Genomic DNA, 22,474 nt, shown 5'->3' with positions numbered 1-22,474 from the left:
CACTTCACGAAAGCGTCGCTGCTTCCAGGGCCACCCCTGAGCAACCTTTCCCGTACGCGGCGTCGGTAGTCCACGTGAGCCGCAACCGGCCCGACTCCGGCGCCTGATAGGCGACCGTGATCACGGCGGTGCGCAACGTGCCTTCGCGCTGGTCGAGCACGGTGGAGCCGCTCGACTCGCCGGTGGTCAACTGCGCGGTCAGCTTGCCGCGGCCGGCAACCACCCCGACGTACAGCTTGAGCACGCGCTGCTTGGTGCCGGCGGGCGCGGTCAGCGTGAAGCCGTTGCCCTTCCCGCACGTACGGATGCCGGTCGGCGTGCCACCGCTGCTCGCCACCGGGTCGCCACCGCTCCACCGGAACTTCTGCGGGCTCAGCGCGTGCCGGAACCGCGGCGCCGTCGGCGCGCCCTCGAGGATCCGGAAGTCGCCCTGCGCGTCGCGTTCCAGCGAGAACGTGCCGTCGAGCCCCCAGTGCACCCAGTCGCTCCCGCCCTCGGCGGACAGGTCGACCGACGACGGTACGGGTCCCTGCGCGAGGCGCAGCTGGTCGCGGTCGGGCGTGCGGGCCGGCGACGGGCTGGGCGACCGTGACGGCGACGGCGTGGCGGACGGGCTGGTCAGCGGGATGGGCCCCGGGTTGCCCGCCGAGGGCAGCTGCACGTCGCCCAGCGCGGGCGCGGGCGGATCGATCGGCGGGGCGGCCTCCTGGCCCCGCATCGCGCGCGCGGCGATGAAGCCGAAGCCGATCACCACGAGCACCCCGGCGAGGATCACCGCGGCCGAGGAGAGCAGCTCGTTCCACTGGTGACCGGTCGCCGAGAGGCCGTCCGGCTGCGGTGTTGCCCGCCGGGCGGCGGCGCGGTGGCCGGTCCGGGCCCGGCGGCGACCATCTGCGGTCGACGGCAACCGACCCTCCTGGTTGCTTCATGGTGCGATCAAGGGCTCACCGTGCGATCACGTGGCCGTGAGTGCTAAACAATGTCACTTCGATCAGTGACGGGAAAGCGCCGATTCCGTGATCGACCCGATGGGTGACTGTCGCCATCGGCGGTTCGGTGGAGGTTTGCCGGGGGCTTCGTCACTCCGACGGGTACCGTGTCCGAAGTTTCCGGCCGAAGCCGATACAGGAGAGTCGACGACATATGAGCACCGAGTCCGCCCGTCCCATCACCGGCGACACGGCGAAGCGCCGCTCCCAGGCCGTCGCCGGCGCCGTCGCCGGGGTGGCCGTGGTCGCCGTCCTGGTGACCGTCTTCGCGACCGTCCGCGGCGGCGACGACAAGCCCGCCCAGCCCGCCGCGGCCCCGCCGCCCGCCTCCGTCCCCGCCGACGCGACGCCCGAGGCCGTGCCGTCCGAGGCTCCGTCCGCGGCGCAGCCGTCCGAGGCCGCCCCCGCGCCCGTCGAGACGCCGCCCGAGCTGTCCAAGCAGCCCGTTGTCAAGGCCGGCACCGGCACGCTCAAGGACCTGAAGGTCACCCCGCTGGTCGCCGGCCGCGGCCCGGCGGTGAAGGCCGGCCAGACGATCACCGCCAACTACGTGCTGGTGCGCTACAAGACCGGCGAGGTGATGGACTCCTCCTGGAAGCGCGGCGAGCCGTTCAGCACCCCGATCGGCGCGGGCCGCGTCATCCAGGGCTGGGACAAGGGCATCCCGGGTCAGAAGGTCGGCAGCCGCATCCAGCTCGACGTGCCCGCCGCGCTGGCGTACGGCCCCCAGGAGGGCGACCTCCGCTTCGTCGTCGACATCCTCGCCGCCCAGTAGCGGCCTCGCCGGCCGCCGACGTCGCGCGGCCGGTCAGAGGTCGGCGACCACGACGTCCAGCCGGCGCGGCCGCCCCGGCGGCACGGGCTGCTCCTCGACGGTGTACTTGAGGTCGCGCAGCGCGGTGACGACCTCGTCGATCGACGTGGGTGCGGCGGCGGCCTCGGACAGGGAGCGGACGAGCCGGCCCTTGGTGGCCTTGTTGAAGTGGCTCACCACCGAGCGCGTGGGCACGCCGCCCACAAGGCGTTCGTGCAGGACGCGCACGGTGGCCGAGGTGGGGGCGGGCGGGGTCCACATGGCGGCGTAGGCGCCGGAGCGCAGGTCGAGCACCGGGCGGCCCTGCGCCTCGCGGTCGAGCGCCCCCGGCAGAGCCTTCTTCCAGTACGAGGTGAGGCCGCCCACCGAGGGCAGCGTCACGCCGACGGACAGCCGGTAGGCGGGGATCCGGTCGCCGAGCCGCACCACGCCCCACAGGCCGGAGAACACGACCGCGCGGGACCGCAGCCACTCGCCCGCGGGGGCCGGCAGCGAGGCGGCGTCGAGCGCCTCGTAGAGCACCCCGCTGTAGACCGAGGCGGCGGGGGCGGCGGGCGCCGACTCCAGAGCGGCGTTGCGCGTGACCTCGGACGTCTGGCCGGCCGACAGCCCGAGCGTGGCGAGCGAGCCGGCGATCCCGCGCGCGCTGGTCCGCCGGCACATCGCCACCAGCCGGGTCAGCACCCGCCGGCGAGCCGGCGCGAGCGCGGGCAGCCACAGCGCGGCCGGGTCGACGGGGTCACCCTCGGTGGCGGGCGTCTTGCCCTCGGAGGGCGGCAGCAGGATCAGCACCCCGCGAGACTAGTCGGCGCCGCGCCCGGTCAGCGCGTCACCCACCGTGGGGAAGACCGCCAGCCGCGGCGTGAGGCCGACGGTGTCGAGCAGGTGCTTCAGGAAGTCGCCGGGGGCCGCCAGCCGCAGCCAGCCGCCGCGGGCGTTCGCCCGGTTGTGGCCGACGACCAGCGCGCTCAGCCCGGTCGAGTCGCAGAACTCGATGCCCGACAGGTCGACCACGATGCGCGGCGCGGGCTTGGCGAGCACCTGGTCGAGCGCGGTGGACAGGGTGGTCCCGCTGTCGATGTCCAAGTTGCCACGCACGGTGACGACCACGGAGTCGTCGGCGTTGTCGACCACGGACACATGCACGACGACCTCCGGCTCTCGAGTGGGTTGTCCCCTCTCTGCCCAATTGGTGACCGAAAGTCACCTCTTGGCGGTACCGGAACTTGCCGGGACGTCGATCGTCGTCTTCACGGTGGCCTGGTCGAGCTCGCCGACCCGTACGGTGAACTTGATCTCGTAGGTGCCGGCCAGCGGGAACGTCAGCGCGCCCAGCGCGTGGTGCCGCGGGATCAGGCCGAGCATCGGCGCGCTGAACGGCTCCACGTCCTGCCCGAGCAGCTGCGCCGACACCTTCCACTCGTCGGCCGGCAGCGGCGCCCCGGCCGGGGTGTAGGCGAAGGCGTGCACCGTGTTGTTGTCGCCGACCTCGACCGGATAGATGTTGAACTGCAGCGTGTACAGCGGCGACGTGAGCGTCTGCGAGACGCCGTTCTCGCGCACCGCCCCCTCGTCGACCGTCGCGCTGCGCCCCGGATTCACCTGCACCAGCACCGCGCTCAGCCCGAGGATCACCGTCGTCGCCACGACCTCGATCCCGACCGTACGCCGCAGCCCGCCCGAGCCCGGCGCCCGGTGCACGAGGCGGCGGGCGACGAAGGCCACGCCCAGCGTCGCCGCGAGGACGCCCACCTTGGCGGCCAGCAACCGGCCGTACGGGGTCTCCCACAGCGCCGGCACCGAGCCCACCTGCACCACCGCCTGCACCACCCCGCCCGCGACCAGCCACACCACGGCCAGCGCCGCCCAGCGCGACCAGACCGGCAGCACGACGCCCAGCACCCGGCGGTCGGTGCGCCGCAGCAGGAACACGGTGAGCGTGAGCAGCCCGCCCAGCCACACCGACATGGCGGCGATGTGCACCACGTCCGACACCACGATCACCCCCGCCAGCGGCGCGGCGGCGGCGTGCCCGGTGAGCGGCCAGGTCGCCATGGCGGCCAGGGCGAGCCCGGCCACCGTGAGGCCGCGCACCCGGCCGGCGGCGCCGCGCAGCACCGGGGGCAGCAGCGCGGCCACGACGGCGAGCAGCGCGAGACGGGCCAGCAGGATCAGCCCGTACGAGCTGGTCAGCACCTCGCCGATCTCGCCCGGCGACACGTCCCACAGCGGCGCGCCCGTGCTGGCCGGCGCCTGCGTCCAGAGGGCGCCCAGCGTGGCGACGCCGATGAGACCCAGCCCGGCGTACGTGGTGCGCACGGCCCGGCTGCGGTCGCGGCGGCGCGGCCAGAGCACCGCCAGGAACAGCGCCGGCCCGGCCGCGAGCGTCATCCCGGCGTACGCCAGGAAGCGCGTGACCGGTGTGGCCAGGGTGACCGACCGGTGGGTTCCGGCGGCGCCCGGCTCGGCGGGAGCCTCGGACGGCGCGCCGACCGAGAACGTGAGCGCGCCGCCGACCGGGTGGCTGTCCGCGGAGATGACCCGGTAGCTCACCAGGTACGTCCCCAGGGGCTGCTCGGCGCGGCGCAGCGGGATGCGCAGCGTCGCGCCGGACGCGGTGGCCTCGCCCGAGATCCGCCTGCCGTCCGGGGAGATCACCTGCACCCGGCCGGCGACCGGCGTGACGGCCTCGCTGAACGTCACGACGACCTCGCCCGGCGAGGCGCCCACCACGCTCCCCGGCGCCGGCGTGGCGCCCAGCAGCGCCGCGTGCGCCGAGGCCGGGTCCGCGGGAAGAACGAGGACGCCGAGCGCGACCAGCAGACACAGCAGTACGCGCACGACGCTCTTCACAGGTGGTAATTCGGATCCGCAGTGGGAAAGGTTCAACCGTCCCGGATGTCTATACGCTCTCAACGCAGGTCCACGCTCCCAAGGAGGCTGCCATGCCCGCCCACGACCGCGCCGGGAAACCCGCCGAGCCGCGCGACCTCATCGACGTGCCCAAGGTGGTGTCGCGCTACTACACCGAGCACCCCGACGCCGAGGTCGTCGGCGAGCGGGTCACCTTCGGCACCTCCGGTCACCGCGGCTCCAGCCTGCGCAACGCGTTCAACGAGGACCACATCGCCGCCACCAGCCAGGCGATCGTCGAGTACCGCAACGCGCAGGGCACCGACGGCCCGCTCTACCTGGGCCGCGACACCCACGCGCTGAGCGAGCCCGCCATGGTCACCGCGCTCGAGGTGTTCGCCGCCAACGACGTGACCGTGCTGATCGACAGCCGCGACGGTTACACGCCCACGCCGGCCGTGTCGCACGCGATCCTCACCTACAACCGCGGCCGCACGTCCGGGCTCGCCGACGGCGTGGTCGTCACGCCCTCGCACAACCCGCCCGACGACGGCGGCTTCAAGTACAACCCGCCCAACGGCGGCCCGGCCGACACCGACGCGACCAAGTGGATCCAGGACCGGGCGAACGCGCTGATCGCGGGCGGTCTCAAGGACGTCCGCCGGATCCCCGCGAACCGGGCGCGCGCGGCGTCGTCGGTGTCCGGCTACGACTTCCTGGACGCGTACGTCGGGGACCTGCCCGCCGTGATCGACCTCGACGCGATCCGCTCCGCAGGGCTGCGCATCGGCGCCGACCCGCTGGGCGGGGCCAGCGTCGCCTACTGGGGCGCGATCGCCGAGCGGTACGGGCTGGACCTGACCGTGGTGAACCCGAACGTCGACCCGACTTTCGGCTTCATGACGCTCGACTGGGACGGCAAGATCCGGATGGACTGCTCCTCGCCGTACGCGATGGCCTCGCTCATCCAGCAGAAGGACCGCTTCCAGCTCGCGACCGGCAACGACGCGGACGCCGACCGGCACGGCATCGTCACCCCCGACGGCGGGCTGATGAACCCCAACCACTACCTCGCCGTGGCGATCAACTACCTGTTCGCCAACCGCACCGACTGGCCCGCCGGCGCCGCGATCGGCAAGACCCTGGTCTCCTCCTCGATGATCGACCGGGTGGCGGCCGACCTGGGGCGCCGCCTCGACGAGGTGCCGGTGGGGTTCAAGTGGTTCGTGCCCGGCCTGCTCGACGGCTCGATCGGCTTCGGCGGCGAGGAGAGCGCCGGCGCCTCGTTCCTGCGCCGCGACGGCGGCCCGTGGAGCACCGACAAGGACGGCCTGCTGCTCGACCTGCTCGCCTCCGAGATCCTCGCGGTCACCGGGCGCACACCCAGCGAGCACTACCGCGACCTGACCGCCAAGTTCGGCGAGCCCGCGTACGCCCGCATCGACGCCCCCGCCACCCGCGAGGAGAAGGCGATCCTGGGCCGGCTCTCGCCCGACCAGGTCACCGCGAAGGAGCTCGCCGGCGAGCCGATCACCGGGGTGCTCACCACCGCCCCCGGCAACGGCGCCGCGATCGGCGGCCTCAAGGTCGTCACCGAGTCGGGCTGGTTCGCGGCCCGCCCGTCCGGCACCGAGGACGTCTACAAGATCTACGCCGAGTCGTTCCAGGGCCCCGACCACCTGGCCCGCATCCAGGAGGAGGCCCGCGGCGTGGTGGGGGCGGCGCTGCAGGGCTGATCCGCTCAGGTTTCGCGTCCGGCGGCCGACAGGAGGGCGGTAGGGACTACCCATCCGGCCATAGGACGCGCATTGACCGAATCCGTGGGGCCCGCCGCCCGGCGTGCGGGTGGCGGGCTCACGCCGCTGCTGGTCGCCACCGCCGCCACCCTGGCGGTCGCCGTGTGGCTGGTGGCCCGCGACCCGCACGACGTGGTGTACGGCTACGCCGGCGGTCCCGTCGCCATGGCCGCCGCGGCCTGGTCGCTGCGGCGCATCGGCGCCATGGTGATGCTGCCGCGGGTGGTCCGCGCGTTCTGGCGCCAGCTCGGCCATGCGGCCGTCATCCTGCTGATCAGCTGCGGCGCCGCGCTCGCGCTGGCCAACAACAACGCCGGCATGTCGGTCTGGGTCGCCGGGCCGACGCTCACCGGCATGTTCTGGGCGATGTCGGCCTTCCTGCGCCTGCCGCTGGGCGATCGGACGCCGCTGGGCTGGGCCCGGGTGCTGCTCGACGGCGCCACCGTGGCGCTGGCCGGCGGGGTGGTCTTCCACTACGTCGTGCTTACCTCGGCGCCGCCCGGCACCGACCCGGCCACCCGGGTGGTGGCCGCGGTGGTCGGGGTGGCCGGGCTGCTCTGCCTGGCGGTCATCAGCAAGGCCGCGGCCCGCCCCGAGGGGCCGATCGACCCGCTCGCGCTGCGGCTGCTGACCGTGGCGCCGATCGTCGGGGTGGCGCTGGCGGTGCTGCTCATCGCGGGCAGCGACTTCGCCCGCCTGCTGCTCTCGGTCCTGGGCAGCCCGCTGGTCGCGGTGGCGTTCACCGCCGCCGCCCATCGCCAGCTGACGGTGCTCGGCCGCCCCGCCGCCTCGCCCGCGGCGCCGCGCCGCTCGGCGTACGAGTCCCTGCCGTTCCTCGCCGTGGTCGCGACCGCCACGCTGGTCATCGTCGTGTCGGCCCAGCAGATGAGCGGCCGCGAACGGGTCGTCATCATCGGCGCCGTGCTGATCGCCGCGGTGGTCGTGGCCCGTCAGCTGCTCGGCCTGCGCGAGCACCGGCGCACGCTGGCCGGCCTGCAGGAGCAGCAGGCGGAGCTGGAGCGGCTGGCGCTCACCGACCCGCTGTCCGGGCTGGCCAACCGCACCCGCTTCACCACCGTGCTCACCGAGCGCCTCGCCGCGCACCGGCCCGCCACCGTGCTGCTCATCGACATCGACGACTTCAAGACGGTCAACGACACGATGGGCCCGGCCGTCGGCGACCAGCTGCTCTACCAGGTGGCGCAGCGGCTGCGCGAGAACGGCTCGGCCGGCGAGCTGCCCGCCCGGCTCGGCGGCGACGAGTTCGCGGTGCTGCTCGACGTCGAGGAGGCGCACTCCGCAGAGGCGGCCGCCGGCCGCATCCTGCAGGCGCTCACCGAGCCGTTCCGGGTGGGGGAGCACCACCTGCTCGCCCACGCCAGCCTCGGCATCGCGATCGCCGGCCCCGGCGACAGCGCCGACGAGGTGCTGCGCAACGCCGACATCGCGATGTACGCCGCGAAGGAGGGCGGCAAGGCGGCCTGGATCCGGTTCGAGCCGCGCATGCGCCAGGACGTCGTCAACCACGCCCGGCTGGGCAGCGAGCTGCACAACGCGATCATCCGGCGCGAGCTGTTCCTGCTCTACCAGCCGGTCTTCGACATCGTCACCGGCCGGCTGCACGGCGCCGAGGCGCTGGTGCGCTGGAAGCACCCGGTGCGCGGGTTCGTCTCGCCGGGCGACTTCATCCCGGTCGCCGAGCGCTCCGGGCTGATCGTGCCGCTCGGCTCGTGGGTGCTGCGCGAGGCGTGCGAGCAGCTCGCCCGCTGGCGCCGCGAGCACGGCGACGGCGCGATCAAGGCGATCAACGTCAACGTCGCGGTCCGCCAGTTGCGCGAGTCCGGCTTCGTCGACGAGGTGGCCGCGGTGCTCAGCGAGACCGGGCTGCTGCCGCAGAACCTGGTGCTCGAGGTGACCGAGTCGTCCGTGGCGGACGGCCGGCAGGTGCGCGAGACGCTGCACGCGCTGCACGAGATGGGCGTACGGCTGGCGCTTGACGACTTCGGCACCGGTTCGTCGTCGCTGAGCCTGCTGCGCGCGTTCCCGGTGGACGTGCTCAAGCTCGACAAGTCGTTCGTCGACGGCATCGCCGACGGCGAGGACCGCGGTCGCCTCGCGGTCGCCGCCGCGGTCGCGCAACTGGCCGAATACCTGGAGCTCAGCGCGGTCGCCGAGGGCATCGAGAGCGCGGCGCAGCTGGAGCGGCTGCGCGAGATGGGCTACCGCCTGGGCCAGGGGTTCTTCATGGCCAAGCCGCTGCCGGCCGACCAGGCCGGCGCGCTGATGAGTAGCAGCGCGCCGGTCCCGATCCTGCCGGTGGCGTCCTAGGCCTCGATCTCGTTGCGCTCGTCGGTGGCCCAGAGGGTGTGGAACGAGCCCTCCTTGTCGACGCGGCGGTAGGTGTGGGCGCCGAAGAAGTCGCGCTGGCCCTGGATCAGCGCGGCCGGCAGGCGCTCGGCCCGCAGCCCGTCGTAGTACGCCAGCGCGGACGCGAAGCCGGGGGCCGGGATGCCGTGCTGCGCCGCGGTCGCCACGACCCGCCGCCACGCGTCCTGCGCGCCGCTGACCGCGTCGAGGAAGTACTGGTCGACCAGCAGCGTGCTCAGCTCGGGCGACTTGTCGAACGCCTGCTTGATGAAGTCGAGGAACTTCGCGCGGATGATGCAGCCGTCGCGCCAGATCTTCGCCATCGCGCCCGGGTCGATCTGCCAGTCGTACTCCTTGCTGGCCGCCTGGATCTGCTGGAAGCCCTGCGCGTACGCGACGATCTTGGACGCGAACAGCGCCTGCTCGACGTCGGCCTGCAGGTCGCCGTCGTACTCCCCGGCCCGCGCCGACGGACCCGGCAGACCGGCCTGCGCCGCGGCGGCGCGCACGTCCGCGCCGCCCGACAGCGCGCGGGCGAACACCGACTCGGCGATGCCGCTGACCGGCACGCCCAGGTCGAGCGCCGCCTGCACGGTCCAGCGGCCGGTGCCCTTCTGCTCAGCCTGGTCGAGCACGACGTCGACGAACGGCTTGCCCGACTCGGCGTCGGTCTGCTTGAGCACCTCGGCGGTGATCTCGATGAGGTAGGACCCGAGACGCCCCTCGTTCCACCCGCGGAAGACCTCGGCGATCTCGGTGGGGGAGTGGCCGCCCACCTGACGCAGCAGGTCGTACGCCTCGGCGATGAGCTGCATGTCCGCGTACTCGATGCCGTTGTGCACCATCTTGACGAAGTGGCCGGCGCCGTCCGGGCCCACGTGCACGCAGCACGGCTCCCCGTCGACCTTGGCCGAGATGTCCTCGAGCAGCGGGCCGAGCGCCTGGTAGGACTCCGGCGAGCCGCCCGGCATGATGCTCGGCCCGTGCAAGGCGCCCTCCTCGCCGCCCGAGACGCCGGTGCCCACGAAGTGCAGGCCGCGCTCCTTGAGCGCCGCCTCACGCCGGCGCGTGTCCAGGTAGTGCGCGTTGCCCGCGTCGATGAGCATGTCGCCCTCCTCGAGCAGCGGCGCGAACTCCTCGATCACGGCGTCGGTCGGCTTGCCCGCCTTCACCATGATGATCACGCGCCGCGGCCGCTCGAGGCTGGCCACGAAGTCCTCCGCGGACTCGCTCGCGATGAACGTGCCCTCGTGCCCGAACTCCTCGACCAGCTCCTTGGTGCGGTGGTAGGAGCGGTTGTGCACGGCCACCGTGTGCCCGTGCCGGGCGAAGTTGCGTGCCAGGTTCCGTCCCATCACCGCGAGGCCGGTGACCCCGATCTGTGCCTTCTCCGACATCATTGACACCCTTCCCTAGCTGCAAGCCACGCCGCCTATTCTTACGGCTCGGCCGCGGTGAGGGTTCACCCCTGTTCCACGCTGTGGACGCGGTGGGATTTTCCCCCGGTGCGCCTCGCCGTGCCCTAAGATCGCGCGGCGGTAGGGTTGACCCATGCCGAGCGGGACGCGCTCATGAAGCGCGGCGAGATCTGGACCATCGGCGAACGAACGGATCTGCGCTACCGCGTCCTCGTGCTGTCCGGCGACGAATACAACGAGCGCAAGAACGCCTCGCCGTTCTGCGCGCCGATCGTGCGCCAGCGCGGCGTCACCGAGCTCCCGCCGTACGCGGTGCCGCTCACCGAGCAGGACCCGATCACCGGCGTGGTCGTGGTCAACCGGATGCGCCGCCTGCCCGCCGAGATCGGCGCGGAGCGCATCGGCATGGTCACGGGGGCGAGCATGGCCCGGCTCACCGAGGCCATGCGGGCCCTGTTCGAACTCTGACAGGCCCCCGCCCGCACTCCATCGGGTCACACCCGGTCGGGTGACCGGTGCCCCGACTCGCCGCAGGTAGCGAGCGGGCTGGATGAACGGCCGATGACGACCCCCGGTCCACTGACGTATTCAGGTAACCGGAAAAAGGATCCTGGGGAGGTTGCGTGACACAGGCGTACGCGGCGGCGCTGCACAGCCGGCGTCCCGGCGCCCTGCCCGGGGCGGGCGGGCCACCGCTGCCCCTCTCGGTCGCCGACCGCCTGGCGAGCACGGAGCACCTGGGCAACCTGGGCTGGGGCGAGTGGGATCTGATCACCGGCGAGGTGTACTGGTCCGACCAGCTCTACCGGATCTACGAGCGCGACCCGCGGCTCGGCCCGCTCAGCCCGGCCGACACCGACCGGCTCACGCTGCCCGGCGAGGTGCCGCTGCGCAACGCCGTGCTGGCCGCCTTCGACCGCGGCGAGCGGGTCGACCTGATCACCCGGGTCCGCGTCAACGGCCGGGTCAAGCACCTGCGCGCGGTCGTCGACGCCGCCCGCGACTCCCGCGGCCGGCCGTTGCGCGTCTACGGCATCGTGCAGGACGTCACCCGCCAGGAGGTGGACGCCCAGCGGCTGGCCGAGGTCGAGCGCCGGCTCGACGCCGAGCACGAGCTCGCCGCCAGCCTGCAGCGCAACTTCCTGCCCGTGCCCGAGGGCCCGATCGTGCTGCCCGGCCTCAAGGTCGCGCTGCGCTACCTGCCGGCCGGGCAGGAGAGCCTGGTCGGCGGCGACTGGTACCACGCGGCCGAGCTGCGCGACGGCTCGGTGCTGCTCGCCGTCGGCGATGTCGCCGGGCACGGCACCCAGGCCGCCACCGCGATGGCCCAGCTGCGGCACGCGCTGCGCGCGCTGGCGGTCACCACCAGCGACCCCGGCGAGCTGCTCGGCCACCTCAACCGGCTCACCTGCGACCTCGAGCGCGAGACGCCCGAGATGTCGGCCACCGCCGTGGTCGCCCGCTACGACCCCGCCCGCCGCGAGATCGTCTGGGCGCAGGCCGGCCATCCGCCGCCGCTGCTGAGCCGGGGCGGCCGCACCGTGCCGCTGGAACGCCCGCCGGGCCCGATGCTCGGCGTGATGGACGACGCGGCGTACGCGACCTCCCGGTTCGACTTCCGCATCGGCGACGTGCTGCTGTTCTACACCGACGGGCTGGTCGAGCACCGCCACCGCGGCCCCGACGACGGGCTCGCCTCGGTGATCGCCACGGTCGACGAGGCCGTCCGCGCCGCGCCCGGCCAGCCGCTGGGCGAGCTGCTCGCCCGGCTGCGCCAGACCAACCCCGACGACGACACGTGCATCCTCGCCGCCCGCCCGGTCACCGGCGAGACGAAGGACCTGCGCCGCTACCTCGCGGGCACCAGCCGGACCCGCCGCTGACCCGGTCGGCGCGGGCCACTTCGAGCCTCGTCGGCATGCGCGACCGGCTCCGCGCCGTGCTCGAAGGGCCTACGGCAGGGTCCAGCGCTGGCTGTCGGCGCCCGAGCAGCCGCTGACCGAGGTCGCCGCGCCGGCCCGGCCCGGGTCGGTCAGGCAGCGGCCGTCCGCGGTGACCAGCGTGCCGCCCGGGCCCGCCCGCCACTGCGCCGCGTCGCTGTCGCCGCACGCCGCGATCCGCACGGCGCCGTCGCCGCTCGCCTGGGCGCAGCGGCCGCTCACCCGCAGCGTGCCGTCGGCCGCCAGGGTGAACGACTGCGTCGGCACCGACAGGCAGCCGGCCACGTTCACCGGGCTGCCGTCCACGCCGAGCAGGCCGCCGCGGGCCAGGCAGCGGCCGCTCGCCGCGGTGATCGAGCCGGTGCGGTCGGCGGCGGGCGGCGCGAGTGTCGGGTCGGCGGTGGCCGGGGGCGGCGTGCTGCCGCTGGGGACGGCGGGCACCAGCGTCTGCAGGGACGGGTCCGGCGAGGCGGCGGACAGGCTGGGGGAGGGGCTCGCGCTCAGCGAGGCGCTCGCCGACGTCGAGGGCGACACCGAGCCGGTGGCCGACGGCTGCCCGCTCGCTGCGGCCCCGCTCTGCAGCGGGCCGAGCGGCGCCTGCCCGGGGGCGGCGGGCAGCGCGGCGCCGGGCCGCAGGGCGCCGGGCTCGCTCGCCGGGCCGAAGATCAGATAGCCCACCACGCCGAGCGCGAGCGCGACGCCGCCGGAGAAGATGCCGAGGCGGGCGAGCGGGTGCAGGCCGGTCCGGGGCGGCGTGGGCTGCTCGGCAGGCGGCTCGGGCGTCACCGCCGGCTGCTCGAGGGTGGCGCTGCCGTCCTCCGGTGGCGCGGCGGGCTCCGGCCAGGTCTCCGCGGCCTTCTCGTCCGGCGCCTGCTCGGCCTCCGCGACGGCCTTCACGTACGGCCGCACCAGCACGGGATCGTCCTTCTCCGCCACAGCTCCCCCACCAGGATCGCGGTCCACCGTGGACCAGGAGGAGAACATACGCCACATCCGCGCCCATCGATCATCTCATTCCCGACTTTAACCGTACGTATTGCTGTGATCATCAGGCCGTGAAGGTCGGACGTATGGGGGAATTCGGTCGTGGGTACGCCGCTCCCATGCATCGGTACGGCGATGAGGTGGCGGCGATCGCCCGGCCCCTGGACGACGAGGGCGACCTCGACGTGCTCCTCGACCGGGTGGGCGACGCCCGCGTCGTCATGATCGGCGAGGCCAGCCACGGCACGCACGAGTTCTACACGTGGCGGGCCGCGCTGACCCGCCGGCTGATCGCGGAGCGCGGCTTCTCGTTCGTCGCGGTGGAGGGCGACTGGCCGGACTGCGAGCGGGTCGACGCGGCCGTGCGGGGCTCGGCCGCGCCGCCGAGGGAGGCCCTGCTCGGCTACGAACGCTGGCCGACCTGGATGTGGGCCAACGAGGAGGTCGCCGACTTCGCGGGCTGGCTGCGGTCGCACAACGAGGGCCGGACGGCGAAGGCGGGCTTCCACGGGCTCGACGTCTACTCGATGTGGGAGTCGCTGCGCCAGGTGCTGGTCTGGCTGCGCGAGCACGACCCCGACCGGGTCGAGCCGGCGCTGCGGGCGTACCACTGCCTCGCCGCGTACTCCGAGGACCCGCAGTCGTACGCCTGGGCGACGAAGTTCCTGCGGGCAAGCTGCGCGGACGAGGTCGTGCGGATGCTCGTCGACCTGCGCGGCAGCGACCTCGCGGTGTGGCAGAACGCCGAGGTGGTGGCGGGCGCCGAGCACTACTACCGCGCCATGGTCGCCGGCGGCGCGACGTCGTGGAACGTGCGCGACCGCCACATGGACGCCACGCTCGCCCGGCTGCTCGACCACTACGGCGACGGCTCGCGGGCGGTCGTCTGGGCGCACAACACCCACGTCGGCGACGCGAACGCCACCGATCAGGCGGCGCTGGGCGAGGTCACGATCGGCTCGCTGGCCCGCGAGCGCTTCGGCCGCGAGCGGGTGGTGCTCGTGGGCATGGGCAGCCACCGCGGCTCGGTGATCGCGGGCCGCGGCTGGGGCGCCCCCATGCAGGAGCTGCCGGTGCCGCCCGGGCGCCCCGGCTCGCTCGAGGACGTCCTGCACGTCACCGCCCCCGCCCGGGCGCTGTTCGTCTTCCCGCCGCTGGGCGACCGCCCCGACCTGCTCGTCGACGAGGTGGCGCACCGGGCGATCGGCGTCGTCTACCGCCCCGAGCAGGAGCACCTGGGCAACTACGTGCCCACTGTCCTCGGCGACCGCTACGACGCCTTCCTCTGGTTCGACGAGACCCGGGCGCTGCGGCCCCTGCACCCGCTGCACATCGACACCCACGAGCTCGAGACGTTCCCGACGGGGGTTTAACAACTGCGCCGTCCGGCGTATTCTCAACCTACCAGTTTATAAACCAGGTGGTTGTCATGCCGGAACCCATCGACGGCGTTTTCGCCGCCCTCGCCGACCCGACCCGCCGGGCGATCCTCGACCGGCTCGCCTCGGGCGACGCGACCGCGGGGGAGCTCGCCGCCGGCTTCCCGATCAGCGCGCAGGCCGTCTCCAAGCACCTCAACGTGCTCGAGGCGGCGGGTCTGATCGTCCGCACGCGGGAGGCGCAGCGCCGGTGGTGCCGCATCGTCCCCGCGCAGGTCCGCTCGGTCGCCGACTGGGCGGCGCAATACCAGCGGCTGTGGGAGCAGCGGTACGACGCCCTGGACGACTACCTGCACCGACTACGATCCGAGGAGGAACCGTGAGCATCGACGTCCGGACCCCCACCGACACCACGATCGTCATGACCCGCTCGTTCGACGCACCGCGCGAGCTGGTCTTCGCCTGCCACACCCGGCCCGAGCACATCCGCCACTGGTGGGGCCGCGGCAACCCGCTCGACGTGGAGCTCGACTTCCGCGTCGGCGGCCGCTGGCGCTTCGTCGAGCACGCCGACGGCCAGGAGCACGCCTTCCGCGGCGAGTACAAGGCGATCGACGCCCCCCACGGCTACACGTGGACCTTCGAGTACGAGCCGATGGCCGGCCACATCGTCACCGAGCAGTACGTGTTCTCCGAGGAGAACGGCCGCACCACCGTCACCTCCACGTCGACGTTCGACACCAGGGAGGACCGCGACGGCATGATCCAGTCCGGCATGGAGGGCGGCGCGAACCAGTCGTACGACGCCCTCGAGGCCTACCTGACCAAGCTCCAGTAGGCCCGGGCGTGGACGGAGCCCGCGGTGGCTCCGTCCACGCCGGCCGGTCAGCCCGGATCGAGGCGGGTCAGGGCCACCACGGGGATCGTGCGCCGCGTTCTCGCCTGATAGTCCGACCAGCCGGGGTTGCCGGCCGCGGCGCGGGCGAAGGCGGCGTCGCGGGCCGCGCCCGTCAGCGGGGCGGCCACGGCCTCGTACGTCTCGGTGCCGGTCTCCACCGTCACCCGGGGGGTCGCCCGCAGGTTGTGGAACCAGTCGGGGTCGGCCGGGCCGCCGCCGGCCGAGGCGATGACCAGGATGCGGCCGGGCCCGTCGGGCAGGAAGCCCAGGGGAGTGGTGTGCAGCTTGCCGCTGCGGGCGCCCCGGGTGGTCAGGAGGATGAGGTCGCTGCCGGCGAACGGGCCGCCCACGCGGCCGCCGTTCGCGCGGAACTCGTCGATGATCTGCTGGTTGAAGGGGTTCGGCATGGGTCGCTTTCGGTAGTCCCGGACGGTGAGCTGGGAGTACGGAAAGCGCCGGCGGGCCGCGCGCCCGCGCGGGGATCAAGCCCCGGCCGGGTGCCCCACTCGGTAATGGCCCAAGGCCGACCCGGCAGTCACGGCCTCACCCTACCGCGCGGCGCGAACCTCCGGGTACGCCGGCGCCGTCCACGTCCGGCCGGCGAAGGCGGCGCGCAGGAACGAGCTCGCGTAGTCCACTGTGATGTCCCGGGCCCGGCGGCCGTCGATGCTGCCCAGCGGCAGCGCCCGGCGCAGCGGACCGGCCACGTGGAAGGCGGCGTAGTCGGTGAACGACAGGTGACCCGCCCCGCCCAGCACGTACGCGCCTCCCGCAGCCGGACGCGAGGCCTGCAGCCGCAACAGCGGGCGGCCCGGCCGGGCGGACGACGGCCCGTCCAGCGACACGGCGGCTGCGCAGCTGCCGTCGGCGCTGCAGGCCTCGACCGCCGCGGAGGCGCCCACGCCATGGCCCACGTACGCGACCCGGCCGCCCGCGGCGTGGCTGCCGAACTGCAGCGCGGCCCGCCGGGCGGCGAACCGCGCGTCGGCCGCCCACACCGACACGAGCTGGTCCCGGCGGTCGGGGGCGGAACCGGCCGCGCTCGCCACGACCCGCGTGCCGTTGACCACGCTGAGGCGGGCGCTGTACGTGGGCGTCACCCCGACGACCAGCGAGCCGCGCGCGGCCAGCCCCGAGGCGACCGCCGCGTACTGCGGGGCCGACCAGCCCTGATCGGGCAGCAGCACGACGACGGGGAACGGGCCGGGCGCCGGCGGCACGTCGTCGCGCGTCCCCGTGCGGACCCGGTCGAACGCGGTCGTCGCCCAGCCGTACCGGTGCAGGCCCGCCCACGCGCCGGGCGCGTACGCCGACTCCGCGCCCGTCGCGCCGGCCGCCGCCGGGTACCACACCCAGGCGGGCAGGACCCGGGGCGTGCCGCCGAACGGGGCGAACTGGTCGGTGCGCGAGCGGTCCACCCACAGGTCGGTGACCCGGCCCACCGCGAACTCCCCGGACGGCGCGAGGCTCACCACCCGGCGGGACTGCGCCCTCGCGTACGTCAGCAGGCCGCCCACGACAGCGAGCACGGCGACCGCCGCCGCCAGGATCCGCCCGATGCGCACCGGTGCATTGTGACTGCTCCGCCGGGCGGCCCGGTGGCCGCCCCGCGGACGCCCCGTCAGTCGCCCGGGGTCCCGGCGAGCTGCCGCGCGTGCTCGGGCCACCTGGGCAGCGTCGGCGCCAGGCGCAGCCCCGCCGCCGTGACCGCGGCGCGCAACGTCGGCACGTCGGTGTCGGCCAGCTTGCCGAACGTGGTGATGCCGCTCGCGGCCAGGGCCATCGCCATCTTCGGCCCGATGCCCGGGATCTTCGTGAGGTCGTCCGGCTCCACCACGGCCACCGCCACCGGCGCCGGCACCGCGGCCACCTCGTCGGCCCCGGCAACCCCCGGCACCGCCGCGGTCGTGTCCGGAACGCCGGCGTGCCCGGCCGGAGCCACCGCCACCGGCGCCGGCTCCGCGGTCACCTCGTCGGCCTCGGCAACGCCCGGCACCGCGGCCACGACCAGCTCGGCCACGACCGGCTCGGCCACTACCGGCTCGGCCACGACGGCCGGCTTCGCCGCCCGGGTGCGGGTGGCGCGCGGCTTGGGCGCCGGCTTGGCCGCGGTCACCGGCGTCGGCTCCGCGGCGGGCGGCGAGACCACCGTCGGCTCGGCCGCGACCGCGATCGGTTCCGGCTCGAACCGCCGCACCGGCTGCTCGGCGACGGGCTCGGCCGCTTCGCCCTGCCGGTCCGTCTCGACGGCGGCGTGCTTGGGCTGCCGTTCCTCTTCGGCGGTCGCCGCCTCGGCGGGGACGGGCTCGACGTCGGTCGCGGCAGTGTCTGTCCCGGCCGGCCCGAGGTCCACGGTGGCCGCGGCGTGCTTGGGCTCGGCGTCGTGCTCCGACGCGGCGACGGTCTCTGTCGCGGCTTGCTCCGGCGCGGCGGCCGGCTCCGGCTCGGTGCTTGCCGCCGTCGGCTCGTCGGCGGCCTCATGGTCGCCAGCGACCGGCTTGCTGTCGGCGGAAGCGGCCACCGCCCCACCGACGGGCTCGCGCTCGGCGGGGGCGACCGGCTCGACCGCGCGCCCCGGCTCGTCGACAGCGGACGGGAAAGCGGCGGCCGACTCGGTCGCGGCGGTGGCGGCGGCGGGACTCTCGGCGGAGGCGGCCGTCCCGGGCCGCAGCCCGCGCAACAACCACCCCGCGGCAAAGCCGACGACGACGCCGGCGACAAGGGACAGGAACTCCATGTGAAGGGCTCCGAACAATGAGGGCTGCTGATGTAGCGGGCAGCTTTGCACATCACCCCGTTTGCGCACCATGAGGGTGGTCGGCGTGCCGCTCACACCGGCGTCGGGCGTCCCCGCTTGGCCGCCTGGATCTGCTCGTACACATGGGTCCGCAGCTCGGTGAAGCGCGGATCGGCCCGGGTGTGCAGCTGGTCGCGTTCGGCGGGCAGGTCGACCGTGATCTCGTCCTGCACCACGGTCGGCGACGACGACAGCATGATGACGCGCCGGCCCAGGTACACGGCCTCGTCGATGTCGTGGGTGATGAACAGGACGGTCACCCGCAGCCGCTGCCACAGCGCGCGCACCAGGTCCTCCAGGTCGGCGCGGGTCTGCGCGTCCACGGCCGCGAAGGGCTCGTCCATCAGCAGCGTGGACGGCTCGTACGCGACCGCCCGCGCGATGGCCACGCGCTGCTGCATGCCGCCGGAGAGCTGCCAGGGGTACGCCGTCTCGGTGCCCGCGAGCCCGACCGCGTCCAGCGCCTCGCCGACCAGGGTGGCCCGGCGCGCCCTGGGGAGCTTCTTCTGCTTGAGCGGCAGCTCGACGTTGTCGCGCACCGTCATCCACGGGAACAGGCTGCGCCCGTACTCCTGGAACACCATCGCGAGGCCCGGTGGCGGCCCGCTCACCTGGTGCCCGTCGAGCCGGACCGTGCCGCCGGTGGGCGGCAGCAGGCCGGCGATGCAGCGCAGCAGCGTGGTCTTGCCGCAGCCGGACGGGCCGACCAGGCACACCAGATCGCCGTTGTCCACGGTGAACGTCAGGTCGCGCAGCGCCTCGACCTCGCGCGCGCCCGAGCGGTACACCTTGCGCAGCCCAGTGACCTCGAGCATGACGTACGCCCTTTCACGACTTCCGCTGCGCCGAGCGCAGACCGTGGTACCAGCGGAGCGCCCGCGCCTCGGCGAGCCGGAACACCAGCGACAGCGCGAAGCCGAGCAGCCCGAGCAGCAGGATGCCGCTCCACATCTCGGGGATCGCGAAGCTGCGCTGGAACTGCACGATGGTGAAGCCGAGCCCGTTGCTCGACGCGAACATCTCGCTGATCACCATGAGGATGATCGCGATGGACAGGGCCTGCCGCAGCCCGGCCGCGATCTGCGGCGACGACGCCGGCAGGATCACCCGCGCGATCCGGGCGGGGCCACCGATCCCGTACGCCTTCGCGGTCTCCAGCTGCACGCTGTCCACCGCCCGGACGCCCTCGACCGTGTTGAGCAGGATCGGCCACACGCAGCCGAAGACGATGACGGTCACCTTCATGCCGTTGCCGATGCCGGCGAACAGCATGATCACGGGCACCAGCACCGGCGGCGGGATGGCGCGGAAGAACTCGAGCACCGGCTCGACCGTCGCGCGCAGCCCCCGGCTCAGCCCGATGGCGACGCCGGCCGCCACGCCCGCAAGCGCGGCGAGAACGTACCCGGCAAGAAGACGCAGCAGGCTGGGCACCACGTCGGCGTCGAGCCGCTCGAGCGTCCACGTGTCGGCGAACGCCCGCAGGATGTCGCGCAGCGGGGGAGCGTAGAAGTTCTCGCTGCCGTCGCTGAGCAGGAACCACGCCGCGAAAAGCAGGACGGGCAGCCCCAGGACGTACGCGATCCGCCTCACGTGGGCACCTCCCCGCGCACGGATTGGTGCCAGGCGAGCGACCGCCGCTCGACCAGGCGGGCGACCAGGTTGATCGCCACGCCGAGCACGCCGGTCACGGCGATCAGGGCGTACATGTCGGGCACCGCCCCCGAGCTCTGCGCCACCGCGATCTGCTTGCCCAGCCCGGGCGCCCCGATGACCAGCTCGGCAGTCACGGCCAGCACGAGCGCGACCGCGGCGGCGAGGCGGACGCCGGTGAAGACGTACGGCAGGGCAGTCGGCCAGAGGACCGCGCGCACCCGCGCCCAGGCGCCGAGCCGGAAGCTGCGCGCCGTCTCGTCGGCGACCGGGTCCACGTCGGCGACGCCGTAGAGGACCTGCACGAGCACCTGCCAGAACGCGGCGTAGACCACCAGCAGCAGCGTGGAGCCCAGGTCGGTGCCGTAGAGCAGCACGGCGAGCGGGATCAGCGCCACCGAGGGGATCGGCCGCAGGAACTCGATGGTGGAGGCGGTCGCGGCGCGCAGCACCGGCACCGCCCCGATCACGATGCCCGCGGCCACGCCGGCGACCACCGCGATCGCCAGGCCGATCGCCCACCCGGTGAGGGTGTCGCCGACCGCCTGCCAGAACTCGGCGGTGCCCAGCTCGTCGCCGAGGGCCGCCGCGATCCGGCTGGTGGGCGGCAGATAGTCGTCGTCCACCAGGCCGAGCCGCGGCAGCGCCTCGACGAGCAGGAGCAGCCCGGCGGGCCCGAGCACGCCGAGGCCCTTGGTCACGGCAGCAGCTTCGCCACGTCTGGCGTGGCGCCCTCGAAGATGCCGTCGCCCGCGCCGAGCTTCGCCAGGGTGTCCACCGACGCCTGGTTGATCTCGGTCGGCCACTTCGGGAGGGTCAACGCCGCCCGGGTCTTCTCGTCGATCTTCGTGTACGTGCCGAGGACCGCGCGGACCTCGTCGGGGTGCGAGCCGGCGTACGTCAGCGACTCGTTGATCGCCTCGGTGAACCGCTTGACCAGGTCGGCGTCCTCGGCCTGCAGCTTCGCCGAGGTGAAGTAGGCGGCCACGGTCAGGTTCGGCGCGGCGTCGACGAAGTTGGAGGCGATCAGCCGCCCGCCCGCCGCCTTGACCTCGGACAGCTGCGGCTCGACCACCCACGACGCGTCGACCTGGCCGTTCTGCAGCGCCGCGGGCGCGTTCGGGAACGGCATCTCGACGAACTGGATGTTCTTCGGGTCGCCGCCGGCCTTGCGCACGGACTCCCGGACGGTCGTGTCGCCGATGTTCTTGAGGGTGTTCACCGAGATCTTCTTGCCGGCGAGGTCGGCGGCGGTCTTGATCGGGCTGTCCGCCCTGACCATGACGGCGCCGAAGTCCTTGCCCTGCTCGCCGGTCGAGGCGACGCCGGCCGCGACCGTCTTGATCGGCACGTTCTTGGTCTGGGCGATCAGCAGCGAGGTCATGTTGCTGAACCCGAACTGGAACTGGCCGCTGACGACACCGGGCACGATCGCCGCGCCGCCCTGGCCGCTCTCCATGCTCACGTCGATCTTGCGGTTGGTGAAGAAGCCCTTCTGCTTGCCCAGGTAGATGGGGGCGACGTCGACGATCGGGATGACCCCGACCTTGACCTGGTCGACCGCGTCGCCGGAGCCGCCGGTGCCGTCCCCCGACCCGCCCGACGACCCGCAGGCCCCCATCGTGGCGACCAGGGCCGCCAGAGCTATCCCCGTGAAGGCACGTCGCATTCGTTTCCTCCGGTCCGATGCTGTGCTTAAGCTGTGCGCATTGCGAACGACAGTTCTCGATGTGAACGTAGGATGTGGGCAGTGCCAGGTCAACGATCTTCATCGATACCGTTATGAGACAGCCGCACCACGTCCAGTCGCTCGAACGCGGGCTCGCGGTGATCCGGGCCTTCGACGCGACCCATCCCGAGCTGACGCTCAGCGAGGTGGCGAGGATCTGCGACCTGACCCGCGCCGCCGCCCGCCGGTTCCTGCTGACCCTGGCCGACCTGGGCTACGTGCGCACCGACGGCCGGCTGTTCCGGCTGACCCCGCGGGTGCTCGAGCTGGGCTACGCGTTCCTGGCCGGCCAGTCGCTGCCCGAGGTGGCCGCGCCGCACCTGGAGCGCCTGGTGTCGCAGGTGCACGAGTCCTCCTCGCTGTCCATCCTCGACGGTGACGACATCGTGTACGTGGCCCGCGTCCCGACGAGCCGGATCATGACGGTCTCGATCAACCTCGGCACCCGATTTCCGGCGTACGCCACGTCGATGGGCCGGGTCCTGCTCGCCGCGCTGCCCGACGAGGAGCTGGAGGCGTACGCCGCGCGGGTCCGGCTCGACCGCCTCACCGGCCGGACCGTCGCCACCGTCGCCGCGCTGCGCGCCGAGCTCGACCGGGTGCGCGCCCAGGGGTACGCCGTCGTCGACCAGGAACTCGAGCAGGGCCTGCGCGCGATCGCGGTGCCCATCCACGACCGCACGGGAGCGGTGGCCGGTGCTGTCAACGTCTCCGTCCACGCCGCCCGGGCCACCGTCGAGGCCATGCGCCGGCGCTTCCTGCCGCCGCTGCTGGTCACCGCGGCCGCCATCGACGACGATCTGCGCTTCCACGTGCACCCCGTGGCGCACGCCTGACACCGAAAGTTTCGGTCGCCT

Annotated in this window: 22 protein-coding genes; 9 read left to right on the top strand and 13 right to left on the bottom strand. The window is 73.7% G+C overall.

All coding sequences use genetic code 11. From position 1 onward, the window contains the following. Window positions 1–4: 4 nt before the first annotated feature. The gene (locus tag ACSNN8_RS21935; RefSeq protein WP_436651138.1) at window positions 5–907 is read right to left on the bottom strand and encodes a hypothetical protein; all 903 of its coding nucleotides are present in this window, start codon (window positions 905–907) and stop codon (window positions 5–7) included. Window positions 908–1,143: 236 nt separating this feature from the next. Here ACSNN8_RS21935 and ACSNN8_RS21930 point away from each other — a divergent pair, with 236 nt between their 5' ends. Next, complete coding sequence (locus tag ACSNN8_RS21930; RefSeq protein ID WP_436651137.1) at window positions 1,144–1,764, top strand: FKBP-type peptidyl-prolyl cis-trans isomerase; 621 nt, start codon at window positions 1,144–1,146, stop codon at window positions 1,762–1,764. A 33-nt stretch (window positions 1,765–1,797) separates the two neighbouring features. On the opposite strand, the gene ACSNN8_RS21925 is transcribed toward ACSNN8_RS21930, so the two are convergent. From ACSNN8_RS21925 to ACSNN8_RS21915, 3 genes are read right to left on the bottom strand one after another with little or no spacing between them, the layout of a single operon-like run. Continuing rightward, the gene (locus ACSNN8_RS21925) at window positions 1,798–2,595 is read right to left on the bottom strand and encodes a YaaA family protein (RefSeq protein ID WP_436651136.1); all 798 of its coding nucleotides are present in this window, start codon (window positions 2,593–2,595) and stop codon (window positions 1,798–1,800) included. A gap of 9 nt (window positions 2,596–2,604) precedes the next feature. Next, window positions 2,605–2,949: an STAS domain-containing protein gene (locus ACSNN8_RS21920; RefSeq protein ID WP_436651135.1), complete on the bottom strand. Its 345-nt coding sequence runs from the start codon at window positions 2,947–2,949 to the stop codon at window positions 2,605–2,607. 57 nt (window positions 2,950–3,006) lie between these two features. Next, window positions 3,007–4,644, bottom strand: coding sequence for a copper resistance CopC/CopD family protein (locus ACSNN8_RS21915; protein ID WP_436651134.1), 1,638 nt, complete (start codon window positions 4,642–4,644; stop codon window positions 3,007–3,009). A gap of 104 nt (window positions 4,645–4,748) precedes the next feature. Between ACSNN8_RS21915 and pgm the strand changes: the two genes are divergently transcribed. Continuing rightward, the gene (gene pgm, locus ACSNN8_RS21910; protein WP_436651133.1) at window positions 4,749–6,392 is read left to right on the top strand and encodes a phosphoglucomutase (alpha-D-glucose-1,6-bisphosphate-dependent); all 1,644 of its coding nucleotides are present in this window, start codon (window positions 4,749–4,751) and stop codon (window positions 6,390–6,392) included. 72 nt (window positions 6,393–6,464) lie between these two features. Beyond that, entirely contained in the window at window positions 6,465–8,780 is a 2,316-nt protein-coding gene (locus ACSNN8_RS21905) for a putative bifunctional diguanylate cyclase/phosphodiesterase (RefSeq protein WP_436651132.1), read from the top strand. Here ACSNN8_RS21905 and gndA read toward each other — a convergent pair. After that, entirely contained in the window at window positions 8,777–10,216 is a 1,440-nt protein-coding gene (gndA, locus tag ACSNN8_RS21900; RefSeq protein ID WP_436651131.1) for an NADP-dependent phosphogluconate dehydrogenase, read from the bottom strand. The genes ACSNN8_RS21905 and gndA overlap by 4 nt on opposite strands. A gap of 174 nt (window positions 10,217–10,390) precedes the next feature. On the opposite strand from gndA, the gene ACSNN8_RS21895 reads away from it, so the two are divergent. Next, a complete protein-coding gene (locus tag ACSNN8_RS21895) occupies window positions 10,391–10,705 on the top strand; it encodes a type II toxin-antitoxin system PemK/MazF family toxin (RefSeq protein ID WP_436651130.1) in 315 nt (104 codons plus the stop codon). 155 nt (window positions 10,706–10,860) lie between these two features. Then, window positions 10,861–12,120 (top strand): PP2C family protein-serine/threonine phosphatase, encoded by a 1,260-nt coding sequence (locus ACSNN8_RS21890; protein WP_436651129.1) that lies wholly within the window; start codon window positions 10,861–10,863, stop codon window positions 12,118–12,120. 69 nt (window positions 12,121–12,189) lie between these two features. Here the strand turns inward: ACSNN8_RS21890 and ACSNN8_RS21885 are convergent, their stop codons facing one another. Further along, complete coding sequence (locus tag ACSNN8_RS21885) at window positions 12,190–13,161, bottom strand: ricin-type beta-trefoil lectin domain protein (RefSeq protein WP_436651128.1); 972 nt, start codon at window positions 13,159–13,161, stop codon at window positions 12,190–12,192. Between the two features lie 119 nt (window positions 13,162–13,280). Here ACSNN8_RS21885 and ACSNN8_RS21880 point away from each other — a divergent pair, with 119 nt between their 5' ends. From ACSNN8_RS21880 to ACSNN8_RS21870, 3 genes are read left to right on the top strand one after another with little or no spacing between them, the layout of a single operon-like run. Continuing rightward, entirely contained in the window at window positions 13,281–14,534 is a 1,254-nt protein-coding gene (locus ACSNN8_RS21880; protein WP_436651127.1) for an erythromycin esterase family protein, read from the top strand. Window positions 14,535–14,590: 56 nt separating this feature from the next. Then, window positions 14,591–14,923: an ArsR/SmtB family transcription factor gene (locus tag ACSNN8_RS21875; RefSeq protein WP_436651126.1), complete on the top strand. Its 333-nt coding sequence runs from the start codon at window positions 14,591–14,593 to the stop codon at window positions 14,921–14,923. Further along, complete coding sequence (locus ACSNN8_RS21870) at window positions 14,920–15,378, top strand: SRPBCC family protein (protein ID WP_436651125.1); 459 nt, start codon at window positions 14,920–14,922, stop codon at window positions 15,376–15,378. The genes ACSNN8_RS21875 and ACSNN8_RS21870 overlap by 4 nt, the downstream gene beginning before the upstream one ends. Before the next feature lie 47 nt (window positions 15,379–15,425). Here the strand turns inward: ACSNN8_RS21870 and ACSNN8_RS21865 are convergent, their stop codons facing one another. The 7 genes from ACSNN8_RS21865 to ACSNN8_RS21835 form a co-directional block, all read right to left on the bottom strand. Further along, window positions 15,426–15,845 carry a nitroreductase family deazaflavin-dependent oxidoreductase gene (locus ACSNN8_RS21865; RefSeq protein ID WP_436651124.1) on the bottom strand — a complete coding sequence of 140 codons (420 nt, stop codon included), beginning with the start codon at window positions 15,843–15,845 and terminating at the stop codon, window positions 15,426–15,428. A gap of 141 nt (window positions 15,846–15,986) precedes the next feature. Beyond that, on the bottom strand, window positions 15,987–17,003 hold the full coding sequence (locus tag ACSNN8_RS21860; protein ID WP_436651123.1) for a hypothetical protein: 1,017 nt from the start codon (window positions 17,001–17,003) through the stop codon (window positions 15,987–15,989). Window positions 17,004–17,059: 56 nt separating this feature from the next. Next, a complete protein-coding gene (locus ACSNN8_RS21855) occupies window positions 17,060–18,175 on the bottom strand; it encodes a helix-hairpin-helix domain-containing protein (protein WP_436651122.1) in 1,116 nt (371 codons plus the stop codon). 92 nt (window positions 18,176–18,267) lie between these two features. Then, window positions 18,268–19,050, bottom strand: coding sequence for an ABC transporter ATP-binding protein (locus tag ACSNN8_RS21850; protein ID WP_436651121.1), 783 nt, complete (start codon window positions 19,048–19,050; stop codon window positions 18,268–18,270). Between the two features lie 13 nt (window positions 19,051–19,063). Beyond that, window positions 19,064–19,828 carry an ABC transporter permease gene (locus ACSNN8_RS21845; protein ID WP_436651120.1) on the bottom strand — a complete coding sequence of 255 codons (765 nt, stop codon included), beginning with the start codon at window positions 19,826–19,828 and terminating at the stop codon, window positions 19,064–19,066. Next, entirely contained in the window at window positions 19,825–20,589 is a 765-nt protein-coding gene (locus ACSNN8_RS21840; RefSeq protein WP_436651119.1) for an ABC transporter permease, read from the bottom strand. Before ACSNN8_RS21840 ends, ACSNN8_RS21845 begins: the two co-directional genes overlap by 4 nt. Further along, window positions 20,586–21,557 (bottom strand): ABC transporter substrate-binding protein, encoded by a 972-nt coding sequence (locus ACSNN8_RS21835; protein WP_436651118.1) that lies wholly within the window; start codon window positions 21,555–21,557, stop codon window positions 20,586–20,588. Before ACSNN8_RS21835 ends, ACSNN8_RS21840 begins: the two co-directional genes overlap by 4 nt. 113 nt (window positions 21,558–21,670) lie before the next feature. Here ACSNN8_RS21835 and ACSNN8_RS21830 point away from each other — a divergent pair, with 113 nt between their 5' ends. Then, a complete protein-coding gene (locus ACSNN8_RS21830; RefSeq protein WP_436651117.1) occupies window positions 21,671–22,453 on the top strand; it encodes an IclR family transcriptional regulator domain-containing protein in 783 nt (260 codons plus the stop codon). Window positions 22,454–22,474 lie beyond the last annotated feature (21 nt).

This window comes from Actinoplanes sp. URMC 104, assembly GCF_051386375.1.
Lineage (GTDB): Bacteria > Actinomycetota > Actinomycetes > Mycobacteriales > Micromonosporaceae > Actinoplanes.
This window is presented reverse-complemented; position numbering and strand designations above follow the sequence as displayed.

Bases quoted from the DNA above. Each gene is read 5' to 3' on its own strand.
- ACSNN8_RS21930 (WP_436651137.1), top strand. From the start codon at position 1,144: ATGAGCACCGAGTCCGCCCGTCCCATCACCGGCGACACGGCGAAGCGC.
- pgm (WP_436651133.1), top strand. From the start codon at position 4,749: ATGCCCGCCCACGACCGCGCCGGGAAACCCGCCGAGCCGCGCGACCTC.
- gndA (WP_436651131.1), bottom strand. From the start codon at position 10,216: ATGTCGGAGAAGGCACAGATCGGGGTCACCGGCCTCGCGGTGATGGGA.
- ACSNN8_RS21895 (WP_436651130.1), top strand. From the start codon at position 10,391: ATGAAGCGCGGCGAGATCTGGACCATCGGCGAACGAACGGATCTGCGC.
- ACSNN8_RS21885 (WP_436651128.1), bottom strand. From the start codon at position 13,161: ATGTTCTCCTCCTGGTCCACGGTGGACCGCGATCCTGGTGGGGGAGCT.
- ACSNN8_RS21880 (WP_436651127.1), top strand. From the start codon at position 13,281: ATGCATCGGTACGGCGATGAGGTGGCGGCGATCGCCCGGCCCCTGGAC.
- ACSNN8_RS21875 (WP_436651126.1), top strand. From the start codon at position 14,591: ATGCCGGAACCCATCGACGGCGTTTTCGCCGCCCTCGCCGACCCGACC.
- ACSNN8_RS21865 (WP_436651124.1), bottom strand. From the start codon at position 15,845: ATGCCGAACCCCTTCAACCAGCAGATCATCGACGAGTTCCGCGCGAAC.
- ACSNN8_RS21855 (WP_436651122.1), bottom strand. From the start codon at position 18,175: ATGGAGTTCCTGTCCCTTGTCGCCGGCGTCGTCGTCGGCTTTGCCGCG.
- ACSNN8_RS21850 (WP_436651121.1), bottom strand. From the start codon at position 19,050: ATGCTCGAGGTCACTGGGCTGCGCAAGGTGTACCGCTCGGGCGCGCGC.
- ACSNN8_RS21835 (WP_436651118.1), bottom strand. From the start codon at position 21,557: ATGCGACGTGCCTTCACGGGGATAGCTCTGGCGGCCCTGGTCGCCACG.
- ACSNN8_RS21830 (WP_436651117.1), top strand. From the start codon at position 21,671: ATGAGACAGCCGCACCACGTCCAGTCGCTCGAACGCGGGCTCGCGGTG.